The sequence below is a fragment of the Lysinibacillus sphaericus genome (assembly GCF_002982115.1).
Classification (GTDB): domain Bacteria; phylum Bacillota; class Bacilli; order Bacillales_A; family Planococcaceae; genus Lysinibacillus; species Lysinibacillus sphaericus.
Genome location: NZ_CP019980.1, coordinates 3,362,799 through 3,378,320, shown reverse-complemented (window position 1 = coordinate 3,378,320; position 15,522 = coordinate 3,362,799). Strand labels below are relative to the sequence as shown.

Here is a 15,522-nt window from a genome sequence, read left to right as displayed (position 1 = left end):
ACTAGAAACATTAGCAGAATGTAGAGTCTACTATTACCACGACCGTCGAGGTCACAACCTTATTATAAAGGACAACAAGTATAAGCACTATGTTAGTTTAGGGGGTAAGAAAAATGGAAATGGCTTATACAATACTTGTATTCGTATTTGGACTTGTATTTGGTTCGTTTTTTAATGTGGTAGGTTTACGTGTGCCGATGAAGGAGTCGATAATCCAACCACCATCGCACTGTACGACCTGTCAGAGGCAATTGACGGCAATAGATTTAATACCTGTATTGTCCTATATATTTTTAGGAGGCAAATGTCGTAGCTGCGGGCAAAAAACTGCATGGATTTATCCATTCATCGAGCTGCTGACCGGGATATTATTTGCCTTTTCATATTGGCAATATGGATTTAGTGAACAATTTATCGTGGCATTATTATTGATTTCATTATTGGTGATTGTGGTTGTATCGGATATTACCTATATGCTTATACCAGATAAAGTGCTATTGTGCTTTTTGCCATTATTAGTGATTGGGCGTATGCTAGCGCCTTTGACGCCTTGGTGGGATAGTATTGTAGGTGCTGTCGTTGGCTTTGGCGTAGTATATAGTATCGCAGTTGTGTCGCGTGGTGGAATTGGTGGTGGCGACATAAAATTATTCTTTTTACTCGGCCTTGTATTAGGTACAATCCACACACTATTGACATTATTTATAGCAGCCGTTATTGGAATGGTTGCTGGAATGATTGTGCTGCAAGTGCGCCAGCAAGGTAGAAAAACAGCGATTCCATTTGGCCCTGCCATCGCACTAGCAGCGGTCATAGTGTATTTCTATGGAAATGTCATAATACAGTGGTATGTAGGATTATGGTAAGGAGGGAGATAGATGAAACCAATTATAGGTATAACGGCGTTTGCGGAAGATGATTTATCATCGAGATTAAATGTAGCCTATAGCGAAAGCATTATTGAGGCTGGAGGGATCCCATTTATTATTCCGCTGGGGGTAGAGGAAGATGCGGCACAAATTCTATCGTTAACGGATGGTTTACTTTTATCGGGTGGGCACGATGTTCATCCATTTGAATTTGGTGCTGAACCTTTACCAAGGCTAGGAAAGATACACCCGGAGAGAGACAAGGTGGAACTGGCCTTACTTAATGCAGCCTTTACAAGGAAAATGCCGATATTCGGTATTTGCCGTGGTATTCAAATGCTCAATGTTGCATTAGGTGGAACATTATACCAAGATGTTGATAGTGAATATCATAGTAGTAAACTGTTAAAACATGCACAACAAGCAGCTCGTGGCGTCGCAACGCATTATGTTCACATAACACCTCATACATTGTTAAAAACAATTATTGAAGAAGAAAAAATTGCTGTTAATTCCTTTCATCATCAAGCAGTAAATGTTTTAGCAGAGAAGCTAGTCGTTGCAGCAAAATCTAGTGATGGTCTAGTCGAAGCGGTGGTCCATGAAGAGTTTCCGTTTTGTCTAGCAGTTCAGTGGCACCCAGAAGAACAGGCAATTGTAGGAGATATTGCTGCACAAAAACTTTTTTCAGCTTTCGTTAAAGCGAGCATGCTATATAAAAGAGAAGCATAGGGATGACAGCTAAGAAACCAAACGAAAATTTAATAGTTTAGCCTTTAAATACAGTCTTTCACATAGAAAAGGCTGTATTTTTATTGTCATAATTGGAGGTATAGTTTAAGAGAAATACTAACTATGCAAATTGATAATTACTTCAAGGCAAAAGGCAGCTACGCAGAGTTTCTTCAGGTAATTACAGTGAAACAAAGGATTAATAATAAATGTTATAATTGCATTTATATGTTAAATAAAGGGGTGGTTGTAATGGAATATAAATTATTAGTGGAAGAGGATTTAAGTAAATGTACCGAAACATTTATTGAAGTATTTAATGATGCGCCTTGGAATGATAAATGGACATTTTCGCAAGCTAAAAAATATTTATTAGATTTTTATCAGACACCTGGATTCTTAGGAGTTTTAGCAATAGAAAATGACGAGATTTTAGGCTGTATTTTAGGAGTCAATAGAGTTTGGTGGAGCGGAGATGAATTCTTTATTAATGAAATGTACGTAAAACAACAACAGCAGAATAAGGGAATTGGAAGAGCGCTGTTAAATCATTTAATTAAAGAACTCGATAATAACAAAATAAATAACATTGTACTGCTGACAGATAGAGGGATACCTGCCGAAGAATTTTATAAAAAAAATGGTTTTCAAGAAATAGAAAGAATCATCTTTCTACATAAGAACATTAAACAATCGTTATCACGTTGATGAACTTAATGATATATGCCATCAAACGCTCCTAAATGTAAGTTTGAGCACACATGCAAAAGCCACGAATGTTATCCCATCAACATTTCGTGGCTTTCCTAATCGAACATTATTTTTTCGCAAAATTAGTATAAGAATGCATTAATGTACACGGCGATATAAGCCGACAACTTGTCCTAAAATCGAAACTTGGTCTACAATAATCGGTTCCATTGTAGCGTTCTCTGGCTGTAAGCGAAAATGATTTTTTTCTTTAAAGAAGCGTTTGACAGTTGCTTCATCTTCTTCGGTCATGGCTACGACGATATCACCGTTATCGGCTGTTGCCTTTTGCTTGACGATGACTAAGTCCCCGTCAAAAATTCCTGCCTCAATCATCGATTCACCCATGATTTCTAGCATAAATAACTGATCTTCGCTTGTCCCGTAAATATCCGGTAAAGGGAAATATTCATCGATATTTTCAATCGCTGTAATTGGAGATCCAGCAGTAACCTTCCCTACAAGTGGTACATGGATAACACTTTGCTTTTGAATCGAATCCTCAGGCTCTAAAATTTCAATTGCACGCGGTTTAGTAGGATCTCGTCGAATAAAGCCTTTTTGCTCTAAACGAGCTAAATGTCCATGAACTGTTGAGCTTGATGCAAGTCCAACTGCTTCACCAATCTCACGTACAGATGGTGGATAGCCCTTTGCGCGTACTTCTTCTTTGATAAACGCTAGTATGTCTTCTTGTCTTTTCGAAACTTTTTTCATGATTGCTCACCTCTTTTTTTCATATCATTCTTCTTACTAGATAGTATAGCAGAATGCGAACACTTATGCAAACATAGGTTCGAAAAGTGTTTGACAAAAACGTTTGTTCGCTTTATTATAAGAACATACATTCCGAACAAACATTCTAAAAAGGGGATATGATGCATGAATTGGTTTAAAAAAAATACACATATTTCAATTTTATTGGGCGTAATTTTCTTATTTGCAGGCTATCTTTTTATAACTGATCCTGGAGACATTACCTACACTGAAATTCATATAGAGCATGGTGATAGCTTATGGTCGTTAGCCGAACAATACCGTGGTAAAATGGGTACGGATGACTGGATTAACCTTGTGAAAGCCGAGAACGAATTACATAGCGTTAATATTGTTGCAGGGAAATCACTCGTTATACCCGTAGTGGGTGACAATAAGATGCCCACCAATTCTATTGAAATTGCGAGAAGTGGAAAATGATGAATAAAAAACGAACGGCTGTACTGTACTGCCGGGTTAGTACGGAAAAAGAGACCCAAAGTTCTTCATTAGAACGACAACAAGAAGAATTGCTGCGTTATGCCAAGGAACAAAACTATGAAGTGATACAGGTTTTTCAGGACAAACATAGTGGTTATGATGTGGAACGCGAAGGTTTACTGGAGATGCTCGATTTTATTAAAGAAAAAGAAATTCAAGCATTATTTGTGCAAGATGAAACACGTTTAGGGCGTGGGAATGCGCGAATGGCTGTACTCCATTTATTGCAAAAAACAGATACAGATGTTTTTTCGATGCGAGATGCGGGGCCTGTCCAATTAAATGAGATGGACACGATGTTGCTTGAAATATTAGCGATTGTAGAGGAGTATCAGCGTAAAATTCATAATGCGAAAATTCGCCGCGGTATGCGTCGGGCAGTAGAAAATGGCTATCGTCCAGAAAATAACTTGTCCAATCGTGGCAATCCAAATGGTCAGGAGCGCAAGGAAGTACCGGTAGAAGAAATTGTGAAGTTGCGAAATCGTGGCTTTACTTTTGAAGAAATAGCCATGACACTTAGAGGTCTTGGCTTCGAAGTTAGTAAGGCAACCGTACATAGGCGCTATCAAGAACATCAAGAAAGATTAGCAGGCAAATAATTTGCACTGCTAGTCTTTTTTTATTCTACTAACAGTCTTGAAGTGTAGTAGAGAGCTCAACTTTGCCATTCTTCCTGCAAAATAGCGTAATAGTACTCATCCCACCAATCGTCACCATGTGGTATACATTTTTTGAAAAATCCTTCACGACGCATGCCGATTTTTTCCATAACGCGATAAGAAGCGATATTTTCGGGCTGACATGTGGCGATGATTCGATGAAGCTTCATTTTCGTGAAGCCGTAATCTAATAGTGCTTGTGCTGCCTCCGACGCATAGCCTTTACGATAATACGCAGGATTTAACACCCATCCAATTTCATATGTATGTTCGCCAAAGTAAGGATGGAATACGAGATGACCGATAACCTGTGACTGCTCCTGTAAAACAATGGCGAAATGCTTTGCTTCATCACGATTATCTGATATAAATTTTTGCACTTGTTGTGCAGTTAAAACGCCTTCTGGCATATAGTGCATCACGGTTTGATCGGACATATAGTTAACAACAGCCTGCCAATCTTGTATTTCAAATTTTCGGATATGTAATCGCTGTGTTGTAATGTTCACCTTATTTCCCCCAATATGTGTTCTTTATTAATAGTTATACACTACTAACATTTGGAAGTCATGTAAATTGTGGCTAAGCTGTGTGATTAAGGGTTGGTATAACTGCATTTTAAGGGAAAGCATGCTATACTTTGCATACTGAAGTCATCAAGGTATTGAAAGGTGTGTAACGATGTTATCCAAAGAAAAAATTAATCGAATCAATGAATTAGCAGCAAAAGCTAAAGCGGGCAGTTTAACGGAAGAAGAAGCGAAAGAGCGTACATCCCTTCGCAAAGAATATTTAGATACATTTAGAGCAACGATGCGCAATACAATTGAAAATGTTAAAGTTGTCGATCAAGAAGGTAATGACGTAACGCCTGAGAAGGTAAAACAAGCGAAAAAAAATAAATTTCTAAATTAATATGACACATTTCATGCAGGATGTAAGCAAACACATTTCGCGTGGACATTTCACTATAGATTTCTAGCAAAATCCTTGCCATCACTGAAGAAGGTTTCTTTTTTTATTTGTTAAACCTTCCTCCAAAATAGGCAGTAATTTTGTCGTTATTTCTATCATTGCTATGTCTAAGTTACAGAATGATGATAAAGTATGTCATAAATCTCAAATAGTATAACAAAAGCATTGTTTTCTAGGACAATGTTGACTAAACTGTAGTAGAACAATATATAGGACGAGAAAGGATGTCACAACATAATGACTCAACATGCGGACCAACTAGCGATTAATGCTATCCGAACATTGTCAATTGATGCAATTGAAAAAGCAAATTCAGGTCACCCAGGCTTACCAATGGGGGCAGCGCCAATGGCTTATACGCTTTGGACAAAACAACTTCGCCATAATCCGGCAAATCCAAAATGGTATAACCGCGATCGTTTCGTACTTTCAGCAGGTCATGGCTCTATGCTTTTATATAGCCTACTTCACCTTGGCGGTTACGGCCTACCAATGGAAGAAATTCAAAACTTCCGTCAATGGGATTCATTAACTCCAGGACATCCAGAATACGGCCATACGGTTGGGGTAGAGGCAACAACAGGTCCACTTGGACAAGGGATTGCGATGACAGTTGGTATGGCAATGGCAGAGCGTCATTTAGCAGCGACTTATAATAAACCAGGACATGAAATTGTCGATCACTATACATTTGCGCTTTGTGGCGACGGCGACTTAATGGAAGGTGTTGCGGCTGAAGCGATTTCATTAGCTGGACATTTAAAACTTGAAAAATTAATCGTGTTATACGATTCAAATGATATTTCATTAGATGGTGATTTAGAAAAATCATTCTCAGAAAACGTACAAAAACGTTTTGAGTCATATGGCTGGAACTATTTAAAAGTGGCTGACGGTACAGATACAGAAGCTGTTAACCAAGCAATCGAAGAAGCAAAAAAATCAACTGGCAAGCCAACGCTGATTGAAGTGAAAACTGTCATCGGATTCGGTTCTCCAAACAAATCAGGTAAAGCAGATTCTCACGGTGCGCCACTAGGCACTGATGAGGTTGTATTAACTAAAGCAGCGTATGAGTGGGCACATGAGCCATTCCAAATTCCTGCTGAAGTATATGATACATTCAATGCAGCAGCTGAAGTACAAGGTGCACAGCCGGAAGCAGCTTGGAATGCAAAATTTGAAGCTTACAAAGCAGAGTTCCCAGAATTAGCAGCTCAATTCGAAGATGCGATGAATGGTAAGCTACCAGAAGATTTCGCAGCAGAATTGCCAGTTTATGAAGCAGGTAAATCTGTAGCAACACGTTCATCTTCAGGCGATGCAATTAATGCGATTGCGAAGAAAACACCATCATTCTTCGGTGGTTCTGCTGACCTTGCAGGCTCAAATAAAACGACGATGAAGGGTGCAGGCGACTTCTCAGCGGATGACTATGCAGGTCGCAATATTTGGTTTGGTGTCCGTGAATTCGCTATGGGCGCAGCAATGAACGGTATGGCTCTTCACGGCGGTGTTAACGTCTTTGGCGGAACATTCTTCGTATTCTCTGATTATGTACGTCCAGCTGTACGTCTTTCTGCATTAATGGGTCTTCCTGTGACATATGTATTCACACATGACTCAATCGCTGTAGGGGAAGATGGTCCAACACATGAACCAATCGAGCATTTAGCTTCATTACGTGCAATGCCAAACCTTTCTGTTGTTCGTCCAGCAGATGCGAACGAATCAGCAGTAGCATGGGAGCTTGCAGTATCATCAGAAAAAACACCAACTGTATTAGTATTATCTCGTCAAAACTTACCAGTGCTTGACGCGTCAATCGAAACAGTTCGTGAAGGTGTAGCAAAAGGTGCTTACACTGTTTCACCTGCATCGAAAGAAGTAGCAGATGCTATTTTAATTGCAACAGGTTCTGAAGTTTCACTTGCAATTGAAGCGCAAAAAGCTTTAAAAGCTGAAGGTATGGACGTTGCAGTCGTATCAATGCCTTCAATGGATCGCTTTGAAAAACAAGATGCAGCATATAAAGAATCGGTTCTTCCAAAAGCTGTTACAAAACGTCTAGCAATCGAAATGGGTGCATCATTCGGTTGGCACAAATATACTGGTTTTGAAGGTGACGTTCTTGCAATCGACAAGTTCGGCGCTTCTGCTCCAGGTGAGTTAGTTATGGAAAAATACGGTTTCACTGTAGAAAACGTTGTAGCAAAAGTTAAAGCACTATAAGATTTGGCTTCCATAAAAAATACCGTAAGCTCTAATTAAGCGTTACGGTCAGACTGTAGACAAACTCGGAAATTTTCGAGGTTGTCTACAGTCCTTTTTTTATTTTAAAAATATATGTAGATGACAACTACCGTTTATTTCAATGAAAAAGCTGGCTACTTGTACATGGTAAGCCGTATCCTTCTGTGTTATCCAAATCTACTTCGATTTCCGTCAAACTTTTTACTACCCGCTTATCCTCAATCCTTTCAATATGATAATATTATTAAAAGAAATTTTATCATAAAGCATAAAAAAATGTAAAAGGTGAGCTTAAATGATTAAAAAATACTTTTTTTCTTTTTTTGCTTTTTTATTTTTATTAGTGGGATGTTCAAATGAAGAAGTAAATATCGTCAAAAAACATGAAGTTATAGAAATTGGGATTGTAGGGGAAATACCTTCGTTAATTACAGAAAACAATATAAAATTTAAAAAAATAATGTTACAAGATTTACATAAAAAAAATGAAGATTCTTTTGATGCTATTATGATTACGAAAGATTATTTACAAGAAGCTTCCGACGAACAATATACTCAATTTTATTTAAATTCCTCTATACCTATTGTATTTGTTCAGTCAGACAAAGCTATTTCAGCTTTTATTATTCCTAACCACACGTACGAAAATACATTTGAAAATCAAGCTCAAGATTATTTTATCGGTTATTATCAAGGTACTACTTTTGGCGTTGCTTTGAATGGAAATACAAATGAGGATTTAATAAAAGGTTATTGGAGTTTATTTGATTTATTAGATAGATTAAAACAAACAAATAATTAAAAAGAAACCGCAAGCTCCTATTGAGCGCTGCGGTATTTTTTGATCTTTTCGATGTTACGATCGCCACAAACCTAGCGACATTAATAAAAATTACTTTGCTAAACCATTTTGAAAGGCGTAGACGACAGCTTGTGTTCGATCTTGAACGTCTAGTTTGGCTAAAATATTGCTGACGTGGGTTTTCACTGTTTTTAAGGCGATGTATAAGTCATCCGCAATTTCTTGGTTTGCCTTGCCTTTTGCCATTAACAAAAGAACTTCCATTTCACGTTCAGTTAATTGCTCATAAAGGGGTGTATTTGTTCCATAGCGCATACGGTGCATCATTTTAGATGTGACTTCTGGCTCCAAAACAGTTTCTCCGCCCATTGTTTTACGAATGGCATCGGCAATTTGCTTAGCATTGGATGTTTTTAATATATAGCTAATCGCACCAGCCTCTAAAGCGGGATACACTTTATCGTCATCTAAAAAGCTTGTGACCATCATAATTTTCGCTTCTGGCCAAGCTTCAAGTATTTTAACAGTTGCTTCAGCTCCGGTCATCACAGGCATGACATTGTCCATTAAAATAATATCAGGACGAAGGGCGAGCGCACGTTCAACAGCTTCGACGCCATTTTCAGCTTCCCCCACAACAGTAATATCAGGCTGTGCTGACAGGTAGGCAGATACGCCAATTCGTACCATCTCGTGGTCATCCACTATTAATACTTGAATCAACTTCAACAACCTCCTTCTGTAGCGGAACTTTTACCTCCACTATTGTACCTTCTCCAGGTACCGAAACAATTTTATACCTACAACCAATTTCCACGGCTCGCTCAGCGATATTTTGTAAACCGTAGGAAGACGATTTATCAGCCTCTACATCAAAGCCAAGACCATTATCTTGAATGCGTAAAATAGCAAGATTGTCTCGGGCAACAAGAAGTAGTTCAACTTCTGTTGCTTTAGAATGGCGCAATGTATTGGATAATGCTTCTTGAGCAATACGGAACAGGTGATCTTCCTCAGCCTTTGTTAAAGCTATTTCTTCTAGTTCATATTCTATATGAAAATATACTTTTTGTTGTAGTTCAATAATCAATTCCTCTAAGCCTTGGGCGAGGGTTTTATTGTGCAGTGCAACAGGGCGTAAATGCAATAATAATGCGCGCATTTCTAGCTGGGCCTGCTGTACAATTTTTTCTACTTGCTTTAAACTTTTGGCATTTTCATCGCTTTCCGTTAAGGCAGAAAGTAACATTGAAGCGGCAAATAATTGTTGTGAAACCGAGTCATGGAGCTCACGTGCAAGTCGTTGACGTTCGGCAATAATGCGCTCTTGAATCACTTTATCATTGGCTTCTGCTCGTTCATTGGAAAGGCGCTGTAAGCTTTTCCGCTGTGTATCAATCAATTCGCTCGTTTGAACAAGTGCTTTTTTCAGTGGCTTCGGTAGTGCATGTTTTTTAGGTAGAACAAAATCCGGCTCGATTAATTCTTTTACAAAGCGAGTTGCTTGCGCCTCACGCGCGCGTGCAGTCATGCTAATCCAGCTTGCAATAAAGAAACTAAGCGCAAAGAGACTGATTAAAATTATGCCACCTAATGGAATATTATCATAGTCTTGTTGCCACAAAGGTTCCCATACTTTTTCATTTGGTTCACCCCAAATCGCAAAAAGGAGACCGAATGCCGCGCCAATCAATATGAAAAATATAGAGAAAGCTCTAGAAAGAAAGGCAATCATTTACGTAGCACCTCCAAATCTCCTAGCCATGTAGCGACGTGAATGACGAGGGTACGTTTTGCATCCTCAGGGTTGCCATCTGAGAACACGATACTTTCATTCAGAAGCCGCTGTGGATGTCCTTGCAAACATGTAAAGTCTCCGAATAGCGTTGTGTAGTGTAAGCGAAAAGGAATTTCATAAGGGACATAAATCTGTACTTTACCAATGCCTTGTCGAATCGTAACGAGACTTGGGCCAGCAGGTAAAACTGTTTGCGTTGTATCGATTGTAATGTCACCAGCGAGTCGTTGAATTTGTACATCTTGCCATTTGTAAGCATCTTCAGGCGCAGGTATTGTACCGAATAGTTCGTTTTTAGTTGCCGGTAACTTATCAAATTCCAATGTGACGATTTTCGGTTCGTTTTCTCGTTGTAAGTATTGATAGAGCATGTATAAGAGCAGTATGACGATAAATAGTCGCAAACTCCACATCGTAAAGAGAGCAATTGCAATAAAGAAAATTCCTGTCCATTTTAAAAATCGCTTGTTTTTTGAAAAGCTTAAATAGAGCAGGACAGCACCGATTAATAAACAAAAAGCACCGCCGTTATTGAAAATGGTAAGCTCTACAAATACGAGTAAAAAGAAGCATAGTACCCAAAATGTGAGTTTATTAGTTGTGAAGTTTTGCAAAAGGGTCACCTTTCTTTCTACTATGTAATATTTTACAACAAGAAATAATGCGCCGCTTTTAGTGGCGCATTTCTTTCTATTATAACATGTTATTTCTTTTCAATGAGTAGTGGTGAAACAGCTTCAGTTGAATTTTTTTCAAGCGCTGCTAGGCGTGCTTCGAAAGTTGTTACCTCATGATCTTTGTCGATACGGTGGGCAAGTTTTTCGATATAGGATTCTAAATCTTCGAAATTCGTTTTATTGTTGTTTGCAATCATGCCGTCCATTTGATGGTGAGCGCGCGTCACATTTTCTTTGCCCATTAGCTGTAATTGACGAACTTTCATATCTTTAATTTTGTGCTTCATTGTTTCAAATTTGCGTTCAAGTTCAAAATATTCACGCGTGTTCACTTCGATACTTGTCTGTAATGTATGGTTACGAGCTGTATAGGCTGCTACTTCGTCGGAAGCAAAATCAATTAAATCTTGCTCGCCACTCGCAAGTGCTAATTGAAGTTGTGCTTCACGTTTTGCTAGTAAATCAGCATTTTGTTTAAGCTCCAGTTCCATTTTTTCTTTTAGTTTGCCCTGGCGCTCTAATAATGTACCCGTTTGCTCAGTTTGTTTTTCAGCCTCGCGAATGTATTGATTTAACATCGCAATAGGATTTTTTTGTTCCTTTTTATCAAATAATTGATGTAAGTCTGCCTCAATTGTGTATCTAAAACGTTGTAATAAGTTCATTTTTAGTTCGCTCCTTTTATTTTGTTAAGTTTGACCATTCTTTTTCAAAGTTTGTAAACGGATCTTCTTCTTTCGCTTCAATTGTTGGGATGTTCACTTTTTCGCCATTCCATTTTTTATAAATCACATAAATAATGGCGATTGCTGCAAGACCAATCATTGCTGGAATATTAGAGATAGCCGATAGTACTCCGATTAAACCAACTGTAAACCAAATAATTTTTGCAAATGTCGATTTACTACCAATATAGAAGTGCATGCCTAGTGCAACGAATGCAACTGAAAATACTAGGCCAGTAATTGGTCCGATTAAGGCAAGTGCGACACATGCTGCAATAATACCTCCAGTTAATAAAAGAAATTTTTTCATATGTTTTAGCTCCTTTCGTTTGTACCTTTATGTTACCTGCTTACGAGAACATCTAAAACGGACTGGAAATGGATTTTCCTCTAGGTCTTGAGGCGGAGCAGTTATTTTTTAAGCTGAAAGTAGAAGGTTTTCGACAAAAATAGAAGATGGTTGCCTCCTTCGTTTGACAAATTAACTAGAGACAATCCGCTATACTTACGTTAAAGAAACTGAGCGAAGGGGGATTTCTGGTGAGAACCTATTCCATATATAAAATAAAAGAAGAGCATTTAACGTTTATTTTCGGCAGAGAGCGTAAGTTGTTAGAGATGATGCAAGGCTGTGAAGATGCCAATGAGAAATCCTTAAAAGAACTCGCGTATATATGTGAAACTGTTCGCTTCGATGACATTGCCATCATGTTAGAAGCACAGCTAGACTCCAAATATGCACATTTAGAAAGAGCGCGTAATGCTTTATTTTTAGAACATCCGATAAAAGGAAAAATGGCGATTTATCTAGTAGATCGTAAAATTTGTGTCTATTGCGAAGGCTCGCGCATGCTTGATTTGGACTTATTTCAAATGCTAGCCAAGATGAGTGAGCGTTTTATTGCCTTTAATAAACAAGATAATGAGTGTGGTTGGCTAAAGCCGATGAAGTATACAATGCACTAGGATTTTTCACTATAATATATAGTAACACGCTAGTATTTGGTGTATAATGGAGCGTGGAGAGTTTTTTTCTCGGTATATTGTAGTGGAGGAGGTTGGTTGTATGCCTACATGGGGCTGGATTATTATTGTAATTATCGCATTAGCAGCTGGTGCAGCACTTGGTTTCTACTTTGCACGTCAAGCTATGATGAAATATTTAAAAGAGAACCCACCAATTAACGAACAAATGATTCGAATGATGATGGCACAAATGGGTCGTACGCCGTCTGAAAAGCAAGTACGCCAAATGATGACGCAAATGAACAAATTCCAAAAATAATTGGAGTTTTTAAGGAGCAACTGGTTTAGGTAACCGGTTGCTTTTTTCGTTTTTTTAAAAAAGGAAGTGATTTAGTTAAATTAGCAGAGTTCGTCGCTGATAAATCTAGATTTAATCTATTTTAAGTGAATTCCTCCATTATTAAATTTATAATTATTGTTAATCTAACATAAAATGGTTGGTTGTTTATGAAAGAAGGGGGAAATGATGAAGGCTAATGCAGATGTTTTAATCGTAATAGATTTACAAAATGGTGTATGTTTCAGTGGAGAGCATTTATTTGCTTTACAAAATTTACTCACTAAAGTAAATAATCGAATTGCACTATATCGAGAACACCAAAAACCAATTATTTTTGTTCAACATTGTGACGAAGAACTAGTACCTGAAGAGGGAAATTGGGCAATTCATGCCGAGCTAAATGTACAAGAACAAGATTATTTGGTCAGAAAAGAACATGCCAATTCCTTTTACAAAACAAACTTACAAACGATTTTAGAGCAATTAGCAGTACAACGCATAGAATTTTGCGGCGCTCAAACAGAATACTGCATGGATGCAACGATTAAATTTGCCCATGGTTTAGGATACGAAAACTTGATGGTTCGTCATGCTACTTCTACGATAAATAATCCTTTTATGACAGCAAGAGAGACAATAGATTTTTACGAAAATATATGGAACAACAGATTTTTGAGATTTATAGAAAAATAAGAAAATAGAAGAAACTGGTGACTTGCCTGCTTGAAACGTCAACTTGCCTTGGTAGCTGCATAAACCAAGTAACTGACGATAAAAATATTACTTAAACATTAGCGAGAACTCTGTACATGTAAAGGATGGTGACAACAATGAATTTTTTCTTACAGTTTGTTGTTGTGTTGCTGTTTGTTTCGTTCTTTCACTTTATTAATCAAATGTTATTACTGAAAAAGAACGATTTTAAATTACAATGGAAGTCAGTGTTAATACTAATCTCAATGAGTATTGTGATTACATTGCTTTTAAACATACCGAGCCGTGTTCAAGACTTTGAATTTCCATTGTAGAAGCCGCAATACACCAGCAAAAATAAATTTCAGCGGGAAGACAAAACGAAATGGGCGTTTTGTCTTCTTTTTTAGTAAATTCGCACCTAAATTATCATTCTATTTCAAAAATTTACACATTTCATAGAAAACTAGGTATAATAGTTAGTATTGTCAGAAAAGGAGCTGTTAGCAATGGAACGCGAAAAAACAAATGTCGAGAGTTTTGATTTAGATCATACGAAAGTGAAAGCCCCTTATGTTCGTTTAGCGGGTGTGAAAGTGGGGAAAAATGGCGATGAAGTTTATAAGTACGACATTCGCTTAAAACAGCCTAACAAAGAGCATATGGAAATGCCAGCACTCCATTCTTTGGAGCATTTATCGGCAGATATTATCCGCAATTATTCAGATCACATCGTTGACTTTAGTCCAATGGGTTGTCAAACAGGGTTTTATGTATCGTTGATTAATCATAATGATTATGATGAATTGCTGACGATTTTAGAAAAAACTTTTACAGATGTAACGAAGGCAACGGCTGTTCCAGCATGCAACGAAGTGCAATGTGGCTGGGCTGCAAGTCATAGTCTTGAAGGCGCACAGGCGCTGGCAAAAGAATTTTTAGCGAAGCGAGACGAATGGCATATTGTTTTTGCAGAATAATAAAAAACCTTGCAAGTTGTCAAAGCTTGCAAGGTTTTTTCACTTATCGAAAGTGAAAAGGAATCACATTGGATGATGAAGCATCATGATTGATTTTTTCATAAATAAAACTTTCTAAAAAGTCATGTATGAGATCTTCATATTCAGCCATATTTTCATTAAAGGATTGAGCATGCGCCCCTTTTTCAAAAAGCTTCAATTTCTTAGGTCCATTTTTTTTATTGTATAAATCGAGTGACATTGAAGCAGGTATAAATGTATCAGGAATACTGTGAATAAAGAGAATCGGTTTTTCAATATGGGTCACAGCTTCAGAGGGCGTTACACTCTTAAATGAATAGCCATCGCGTAACCGGATAAAGAAATCTGCGAAACGAATCGGAATAATGGAGCCATATTTAAATTCGGTCTTGGCGATTTGCTTAAGCAGCATTGAGAAGTCCGAAAAGGCACAATCTGCAATATAAAAATCAGCGCCATCTTCAACCGTTCCTGCGTACAACAGCATGGTTGCAGCACCCATTGACTCCCCATGGATGCCGAGCAAGGCATTTTCACCAATCATCGCTTTCACTGTTTTTACAACAGCATCTAAATCATTTTTTTCATAATAGCCATAGCTAGTCGTTTTGCCACCGGAATCGCCATGTCTTCGATGGTCAAAAATAACAGAATTGTATCCTAACCGTTCAAAAAGACGTGCATATTTGACCGAGTTAATTTTATTTTCTGTAACACCGTGACAAATAATCATTGTATTGTTTGTTTGTAATGGTTGAAACATAATGCCGTGAATGGAATAACCATTGGGAGAGTCAATATTTAATTCACATTTAAAATTTTTATTGTACCAAGCTTCGTCAAAGCGTTTGGCAGTTGTCTCACGTTCACGAATAAATTCGGGATCTTTTTTTTGAATGTACATTAATTTATTGGAAAGCGCAAAGCCGAACAGCCCCGTTGCTGCAGCAGCAAGCGTCGTTGTAATACCTGAAAATAAAAGCACTTTCTTTTTCATCTTCTACACCTCCACACCCTATTTC

21 protein-coding genes are annotated in these 15,522 nt (G+C 37.8%); 13 read left to right on the top strand and 8 right to left on the bottom strand.

From position 1 onward, the window contains the following. The first annotated feature begins 113 nt into the window (after positions 1-113). The 3 genes from LS41612_RS16875 to LS41612_RS16865 all read left to right on the top strand — a co-directional run bounded on the left by LS41612_RS16875 (position 114) and on the right by LS41612_RS16865 (position 2,309). Positions 114-866, top strand: a complete 753-nt coding sequence (locus tag LS41612_RS16875; protein WP_024361534.1) for a prepilin peptidase — start codon at positions 114-116, stop codon at positions 864-866. Between the two features lie 12 nt (positions 867-878). Next, positions 879-1,601 carry a gamma-glutamyl-gamma-aminobutyrate hydrolase family protein gene (locus LS41612_RS16870; protein ID WP_024361533.1) on the top strand — a complete coding sequence of 241 codons (723 nt, stop codon included), beginning with the start codon at positions 879-881 and terminating at the stop codon, positions 1,599-1,601. A gap of 252 nt (positions 1,602-1,853) precedes the next feature. Further along, positions 1,854-2,309: a GNAT family N-acetyltransferase gene (locus LS41612_RS16865; RefSeq protein WP_024361532.1), complete on the top strand. Its 456-nt coding sequence runs from the start codon at positions 1,854-1,856 to the stop codon at positions 2,307-2,309. Positions 2,310-2,450: 141 nt separating this feature from the next. Here the strand turns inward: LS41612_RS16865 and lexA are convergent, their stop codons facing one another. Then, complete coding sequence (lexA, locus tag LS41612_RS16860) at positions 2,451-3,068, bottom strand: transcriptional repressor LexA (protein WP_024361531.1); 618 nt, start codon at positions 3,066-3,068, stop codon at positions 2,451-2,453. Positions 3,069-3,233: 165 nt separating this feature from the next. Here lexA and yneA point away from each other — a divergent pair, with 165 nt between their 5' ends. Both yneA and LS41612_RS16850 read left to right on the top strand, forming a co-directional pair. Beyond that, the gene (gene yneA / locus LS41612_RS16855; RefSeq protein WP_024361530.1) at positions 3,234-3,548 is read left to right on the top strand and encodes a cell division suppressor protein YneA; all 315 of its coding nucleotides are present in this window, start codon (positions 3,234-3,236) and stop codon (positions 3,546-3,548) included. Then, entirely contained in the window at positions 3,548-4,210 is a 663-nt protein-coding gene (locus LS41612_RS16850; RefSeq protein ID WP_024361529.1) for a YneB family resolvase-like protein, read from the top strand. Before yneA ends, LS41612_RS16850 begins: the two co-directional genes overlap by 1 nt. Before the next feature lie 56 nt (positions 4,211-4,266). Here LS41612_RS16850 and LS41612_RS16845 read toward each other — a convergent pair whose 3' ends face one another. Further along, on the bottom strand, positions 4,267-4,779 hold the full coding sequence (locus LS41612_RS16845) for a GNAT family N-acetyltransferase (protein ID WP_024361528.1): 513 nt from the start codon (positions 4,777-4,779) through the stop codon (positions 4,267-4,269). 172 nt (positions 4,780-4,951) lie between these two features. Here LS41612_RS16845 and LS41612_RS16840 point away from each other — a divergent pair, with 172 nt between their 5' ends. The 3 genes from LS41612_RS16840 (at position 4,952) to LS41612_RS16830 (ending at position 8,300) form a co-directional block, all read left to right on the top strand. Beyond that, positions 4,952-5,185, top strand: coding sequence for a DUF896 domain-containing protein (locus LS41612_RS16840; RefSeq protein WP_024361527.1), 234 nt, complete (start codon positions 4,952-4,954; stop codon positions 5,183-5,185). A 297-nt stretch (positions 5,186-5,482) separates the two neighbouring features. Further along, positions 5,483-7,477 carry a transketolase gene (gene tkt, locus LS41612_RS16835; protein WP_024361526.1) on the top strand — a complete coding sequence of 665 codons (1,995 nt, stop codon included), beginning with the start codon at positions 5,483-5,485 and terminating at the stop codon, positions 7,475-7,477. A gap of 316 nt (positions 7,478-7,793) precedes the next feature. Further along, the gene (locus LS41612_RS16830; RefSeq protein ID WP_024361525.1) at positions 7,794-8,300 is read left to right on the top strand and encodes a hypothetical protein; all 507 of its coding nucleotides are present in this window, start codon (positions 7,794-7,796) and stop codon (positions 8,298-8,300) included. A 90-nt stretch (positions 8,301-8,390) separates the two neighbouring features. On the opposite strand, the gene LS41612_RS16825 is transcribed toward LS41612_RS16830, so the two are convergent. The 5 genes from LS41612_RS16825 to LS41612_RS16805 all read right to left on the bottom strand — a co-directional run bounded on the left by LS41612_RS16825 (position 8,391) and on the right by LS41612_RS16805 (position 11,810). After that, positions 8,391-9,023: a response regulator transcription factor gene (locus tag LS41612_RS16825; protein ID WP_024361524.1), complete on the bottom strand. Its 633-nt coding sequence runs from the start codon at positions 9,021-9,023 to the stop codon at positions 8,391-8,393. After that, positions 8,998-10,035: a sensor histidine kinase gene (locus LS41612_RS16820; RefSeq protein WP_024361523.1), complete on the bottom strand. Its 1,038-nt coding sequence runs from the start codon at positions 10,033-10,035 to the stop codon at positions 8,998-9,000. The genes LS41612_RS16825 and LS41612_RS16820 overlap by 26 nt, the downstream gene beginning before the upstream one ends. Then, positions 10,032-10,721 carry a cell wall-active antibiotics response protein LiaF gene (gene liaF / locus LS41612_RS16815; protein ID WP_233433805.1) on the bottom strand — a complete coding sequence of 230 codons (690 nt, stop codon included), beginning with the start codon at positions 10,719-10,721 and terminating at the stop codon, positions 10,032-10,034. Before liaF ends, LS41612_RS16820 begins: the two co-directional genes overlap by 4 nt. An 80-nt stretch (positions 10,722-10,801) precedes the next feature. Further along, on the bottom strand, positions 10,802-11,440 hold the full coding sequence (locus LS41612_RS16810; RefSeq protein WP_024361521.1) for a PspA/IM30 family protein: 639 nt from the start codon (positions 11,438-11,440) through the stop codon (positions 10,802-10,804). A gap of 16 nt (positions 11,441-11,456) precedes the next feature. After that, positions 11,457-11,810, bottom strand: coding sequence for a lmo0954 family membrane protein (locus LS41612_RS16805; protein ID WP_024361520.1), 354 nt, complete (start codon positions 11,808-11,810; stop codon positions 11,457-11,459). A 230-nt stretch (positions 11,811-12,040) separates the two neighbouring features. On the opposite strand from LS41612_RS16805, the gene sirA reads away from it, so the two are divergent. The 5 genes from sirA to LS41612_RS16780 all read left to right on the top strand — a co-directional run bounded on the left by sirA (position 12,041) and on the right by LS41612_RS16780 (position 14,479). Then, positions 12,041-12,466, top strand: a complete 426-nt coding sequence (gene sirA, locus LS41612_RS16800; protein WP_024361519.1) for a sporulation inhibitor of replication protein SirA — start codon at positions 12,041-12,043, stop codon at positions 12,464-12,466. 100 nt (positions 12,467-12,566) lie between these two features. Beyond that, entirely contained in the window at positions 12,567-12,785 is a 219-nt protein-coding gene (locus LS41612_RS16795) for a YneF family protein (RefSeq protein ID WP_024361518.1), read from the top strand. Positions 12,786-12,992: 207 nt separating this feature from the next. Further along, positions 12,993-13,499, top strand: coding sequence for a cysteine hydrolase family protein (locus tag LS41612_RS16790; RefSeq protein ID WP_024361517.1), 507 nt, complete (start codon positions 12,993-12,995; stop codon positions 13,497-13,499). 137 nt (positions 13,500-13,636) lie between these two features. Next, positions 13,637-13,834, top strand: a complete 198-nt coding sequence (locus LS41612_RS16785; RefSeq protein ID WP_024361516.1) for a hypothetical protein — start codon at positions 13,637-13,639, stop codon at positions 13,832-13,834. A gap of 174 nt (positions 13,835-14,008) precedes the next feature. After that, positions 14,009-14,479, top strand: coding sequence for an S-ribosylhomocysteine lyase (locus LS41612_RS16780; RefSeq protein ID WP_024361515.1), 471 nt, complete (start codon positions 14,009-14,011; stop codon positions 14,477-14,479). 43 nt (positions 14,480-14,522) lie between these two features. Here the strand turns inward: LS41612_RS16780 and LS41612_RS16775 are convergent, their stop codons facing one another. Beyond that, entirely contained in the window at positions 14,523-15,497 is a 975-nt protein-coding gene (locus tag LS41612_RS16775; protein ID WP_024361514.1) for an alpha/beta hydrolase, read from the bottom strand. Between the last annotated feature and the right edge of the window lie 25 nt (positions 15,498-15,522).

Bases quoted from the DNA above. Each gene is read 5' to 3' on its own strand.
- LS41612_RS16875 (WP_024361534.1), top strand. From the start codon at position 114: ATGGAAATGGCTTATACAATACTTGTATTCGTATTTGGACTTGTATTT.
- LS41612_RS16870 (WP_024361533.1), top strand. From the start codon at position 879: ATGAAACCAATTATAGGTATAACGGCGTTTGCGGAAGATGATTTATCA.
- LS41612_RS16865 (WP_024361532.1), top strand. From the start codon at position 1,854: ATGGAATATAAATTATTAGTGGAAGAGGATTTAAGTAAATGTACCGAA.
- lexA (WP_024361531.1), bottom strand. From the start codon at position 3,068: ATGAAAAAAGTTTCGAAAAGACAAGAAGACATACTAGCGTTTATCAAA.
- yneA (WP_024361530.1), top strand. From the start codon at position 3,234: ATGAATTGGTTTAAAAAAAATACACATATTTCAATTTTATTGGGCGTA.
- LS41612_RS16850 (WP_024361529.1), top strand. From the start codon at position 3,548: ATGAATAAAAAACGAACGGCTGTACTGTACTGCCGGGTTAGTACGGAA.
- LS41612_RS16840 (WP_024361527.1), top strand. From the start codon at position 4,952: ATGTTATCCAAAGAAAAAATTAATCGAATCAATGAATTAGCAGCAAAA.
- tkt (WP_024361526.1), top strand. From the start codon at position 5,483: ATGACTCAACATGCGGACCAACTAGCGATTAATGCTATCCGAACATTG.
- LS41612_RS16830 (WP_024361525.1), top strand. From the start codon at position 7,794: ATGATTAAAAAATACTTTTTTTCTTTTTTTGCTTTTTTATTTTTATTA.
- LS41612_RS16820 (WP_024361523.1), bottom strand. From the start codon at position 10,035: ATGATTGCCTTTCTTTCTAGAGCTTTCTCTATATTTTTCATATTGATT.
- LS41612_RS16810 (WP_024361521.1), bottom strand. From the start codon at position 11,440: ATGAACTTATTACAACGTTTTAGATACACAATTGAGGCAGACTTACAT.
- LS41612_RS16805 (WP_024361520.1), bottom strand. From the start codon at position 11,810: ATGAAAAAATTTCTTTTATTAACTGGAGGTATTATTGCAGCATGTGTC.
- LS41612_RS16795 (WP_024361518.1), top strand. From the start codon at position 12,567: ATGCCTACATGGGGCTGGATTATTATTGTAATTATCGCATTAGCAGCT.
- LS41612_RS16790 (WP_024361517.1), top strand. From the start codon at position 12,993: ATGAAGGCTAATGCAGATGTTTTAATCGTAATAGATTTACAAAATGGT.
- LS41612_RS16785 (WP_024361516.1), top strand. From the start codon at position 13,637: ATGAATTTTTTCTTACAGTTTGTTGTTGTGTTGCTGTTTGTTTCGTTC.
- LS41612_RS16780 (WP_024361515.1), top strand. From the start codon at position 14,009: ATGGAACGCGAAAAAACAAATGTCGAGAGTTTTGATTTAGATCATACG.
- LS41612_RS16775 (WP_024361514.1), bottom strand. From the start codon at position 15,497: ATGAAAAAGAAAGTGCTTTTATTTTCAGGTATTACAACGACGCTTGCT.